The sequence below is a fragment of the Promineifilum sp. (SeqCode) genome, assembly GCF_041918635.1.
GTDB lineage: Bacteria > Chloroflexota > Anaerolineae > Promineifilales > Promineifilaceae > Promineifilum.
This window is the reverse complement of the sequence record NZ_JAYRVJ010000498.1, coordinates 1-3,449: the sequence shown is the minus strand read 5'-3', so window position 1 is coordinate 3,449 and position 3,449 is coordinate 1. Positions and strand designations below refer to the sequence as shown.

Here is a 3,449-nt window from a genome sequence, read left to right as displayed (position 1 = left end):
GCCCCGGCCGAGACGGAGCCGACGGCCGCGCCGGAAGCGACCGCGACGACGGAGGTAGCTCCCACCGAGGAAGCGGCTGCCCCGGCCGGCGAGGCCCGCGTCTTCAGCATCGATTCGACCGCCTCGCAGGTTCGCTTCCAGCTGGATGAGGACTTGCGCGGCACGCGCACGACCGTCGTCGGCGCGACCGATCAGGTGGCCGGCGAGCTGTCGCTCAACCTGGCCGATCTGTCGCAGACGCAGGTGGGTGTTATTCAGATCAACGCTCGCACCCTGGCGACGGACAACAACTTCCGCAACCGGGCCATTCAGAACGAGATTCTGGACACGGGCCAGTTCGAGTTCATCACCTTCACGCCCACGGCGCTAGAGGGGCTGCCGGCCAGCGCGGCCATCGGCGAGGCGATCACCTTCACGATGAGCGGTGACCTGACCATCCGCGACATCACGTTGCCGGCGACGTTCACCGTCGAGGCCACGGCCGTCTCGGAGACGCAGCTCACCGGCACGGCCACAGCCGTCGTCAACCGCACCGACTACGACCTGCAAATTCCCAGCGTGCCCAACGTGGCCAACGTCGAGGAAGAGGTGGAGTTGTACATCGACTTCACAGCTAGGGGCTAGGTTCTAGGGGCTAGGGAAGAAAGAGCATGGGATTAGGGGCTAGAGTTGGGTGAAAGCGCTCTTCCCTAAAACCTAGCCCCTAGCCCCTACTTCCCTTTCTCGATCGCTTTCTTAGCAATCTTGTCCACCTGGCCGGGCGCAATGAGTTTGAGCCACTGGCCGAAGCGCGAGCGGTTGGACATGACCACCTGCCGGCGGCGTTGGGCCGCGCCGTCCAGTATCAGCCGGGCGCACTCCTCGCTGGTCATGATCTTGTCAACCTGCAACGGGTTGTGGCCCAACGGCTTGCCGTCCGCGCCGAGAGAGCGAGTGTGCATGCCGGAGGCGACGAAGTCGGGGAAGGCGATGGTCACGCTGACGCCGTCGTCCTCGACCTCAATGCGCAACGATTCGAAAAAGCCGACCATGGCGTGCTTGCTGGCGGCGTAGCCGGTGCGGGTGGGGATGCCGGTGCGGGCGGCGACGCTGGCGATGGCGATGATGCGCCCCTTGGCGCGCTTCAGGTGGGGCAGGGCGTAGTACGTGCAGTACATGCTGCCGAAGAAGTTGACGCGCATCAGATACTCCAGCGACGCCAAATCCTCCACGTCTTCCAGCTTCATCCACATGCTCAGCCCGGCGTTGTTGATCAGCGTGTCGATCCGGCCGAACGCGGCCACGGTCTGATCGACGAGCATTTCGCACTGCGACTCATCGGTCACATCGGTCGGGACGACCAGCGCCCGGCCGCCGTGGTCGCGGCACTCGGCGGCGACCTGTTCCAGCTTCTCCGCGTTGCGCGCCGCCAGCGCCAGCCACGCCCCCTGCTGCGCCAGCTGGTGAGCCAGCGCTTCGCCGATGCCGGTCGAAGCGCCGGTCAGGATCACGACATTGTCCTTGAAGTCCATCCCTCTTCCTCCGGCTTGACCAAAGGCCAAGCCTGCTGATAGTATCCAGATCGCCATGGGCCGCCGGCCCGCGGACGCGGCTCAATCCGCGATTCTAGCACAAGCGAACGGAGATTTCCCCTAGCGCGATGGCCCATATTACCCTCATCACCGCCGGCTCGCGCGGCGACATCCAACCCTACATTGCCCTTGGCCGGGAGCTACAGGCCCGCGGCCACACGGCGCGCCTCGCCACCCATTCTATCTACGCCGACTGGATTCGCGGCCACGGGCTAGAGTTCGCGCCGGTCGAGGGCGACCCGATGGCGGCGCTCCAGCAGCAGCACGGGCGCGAGTGGGTGGAGACAGGACGCCACGGCCGTAATTTTCTGCGCGGCTTTCGCCAGTTCATCGACCCGCTGCTGCACCAGGCGACGGCCGACACCCTGGCCGCCGTGGCCGGCACGGACATTATCCTCTTCTCCGCCGTCGCCTTCTACGTCGCCTATAGCGTGGCTGAGAAGCTGGGGCTGCCCTTCGTCCAGACCTACCTCCAGCCCATCACGCCCACCCGCGAGTTCCCCAGCGCCATCTACCCGACCCGGCGTCAGGGGGGCGGCATTTACAACTACGCCACCCACGCTATGGGCGGCTATCTGATCTGGCTCCAACTGCGCCCCCTGCTCAACGACATCCGGCGCGAGATGCTGGGCCTGCGGCCATTCTCGCTCTTAGGCCCTTTCCCACGCATATTTCAAGGGGGCGTGCCTGGCGTTCACGGCTTCAGCCCGACGGTGCTGCCCAAGCCGAGGGATTGGAGCGACGCGGTGTTCGTAGACGGCTTCTGGTTCCTGGATGAAAACGACTACGCGCCGCCGCCGCCGCTGGCCGAATTCCTGGCCGCCGGCCCGCCGCCCGTCTACGTCGGCTTCGGCAGCATGACCGGCAACGACCCGGAGCGGTTGACGCGGCTCACGCTGGACGCTCTGGCGCGGAGCGGGCAGCGGGCCGTGCTCCTGTCCGGCTGGGCGGGTCTGGCCGAAGGCGACCTGCCGCCGGCGGTGCTGCGGCTGGACAGCGCGCCCCACGGCTGGCTCTTCCCGCGCATGGCCGCTATTGTCCACCACGGCGGCGTGGGGACGACGCACGAGGGTCTGCGCGCCGGTGTGCCCAACGTCATCGTGCCCTTCTTCGGCGATCAGCCGTTCTGGGCCGACCGGGTGCACGCGCTGGGGGTTGGGCCGCGGCCCATCCCGCAGGAGGAACTCACGGCCGACGCCCTGGCCGACGCCATTCGCGCCGCCGTCAGCGACCGGACAATGCGCGCGCGGGCGACGGCCATCGGCGAGTGCATTCGGGCCGAGCGGGGCGCGGCCGCGGCGGCGGACGTGATCGAGCGCTATCTGGCCCAGCGGCCGGGCTTCATGGACGGCTTGCGTTAGCGTTATCCGTCGAGCCCCACCACCCGCTTGCTCTTATCTCGCCCCTCCTCGCCGGTTTGTTAGGCCTGAATACTCCAATAGTCTACAGAAAGACCCTGGATTAGTATCCGGCTTAACTGATTTTACCTACAACTACCATTACAATCCCCTCCGTTGGACTCACTCGGGGCGATCGTGAAGTGTCACGACCGTTGGGGGCCGAGCAGCGCCGGAGCGTGTCCGGCGACAGATGGAAATCCAATGGAGGTTGATGATGAAACGCAGTTCGAATTTGGTGTTGGTGGTTGTGGCCGTACTGGTGCTTTTGCTGGCCCTCAGTCTGGGCGCTCAGGCCCAGTCCGGGGCGCCGCAGGCCGCCCCGTCCGCGGTCACGGGCAAGGCGGTATCGGACGCCGATCAGGCGGCGGCCCTTCGCTTCTGGACCCGCGACAAAATGGCGGCGGCGCAGCCCCTGACGATGATAGTCGACAGCGGGCCGAGTGAAGTCGTCGCCTCGCAGTTGGGCGCGATGGCCGTG

Annotated in this window: 3 protein-coding genes and 1 pseudogene; 3 read left to right on the top strand and 1 reads right to left on the bottom strand. The window is 66.4% G+C overall.

Going from position 1 to position 3,449, the window contains the following annotated elements:
- A partial coding sequence (locus ACE3UY_RS15165) for a YceI family protein (RefSeq protein WP_374688340.1) occupies positions 1-624 on the top strand: 624 nt, incomplete at its 5' end.
- An 86-nt stretch (positions 625-710) separates the two neighbouring features.
- Here ACE3UY_RS15165 and ACE3UY_RS15160 read toward each other — a convergent pair.
- Positions 711-1,511 (bottom strand): SDR family oxidoreductase, encoded by an 801-nt coding sequence (locus tag ACE3UY_RS15160; protein ID WP_374688339.1) that lies wholly within the window; start codon positions 1,509-1,511, stop codon positions 711-713.
- A 128-nt stretch (positions 1,512-1,639) separates the two neighbouring features.
- On the opposite strand from ACE3UY_RS15160, the gene ACE3UY_RS15155 reads away from it, so the two are divergent.
- On the top strand, positions 1,640-2,932 hold the full coding sequence (locus ACE3UY_RS15155) for a glycosyltransferase (protein WP_374688338.1): 1,293 nt from the start codon (positions 1,640-1,642) through the stop codon (positions 2,930-2,932).
- A gap of 250 nt (positions 2,933-3,182) precedes the next feature.
- A pseudogene (locus tag ACE3UY_RS15150) lies at positions 3,183-3,449 on the top strand (hypothetical protein); the annotation flags it as partial.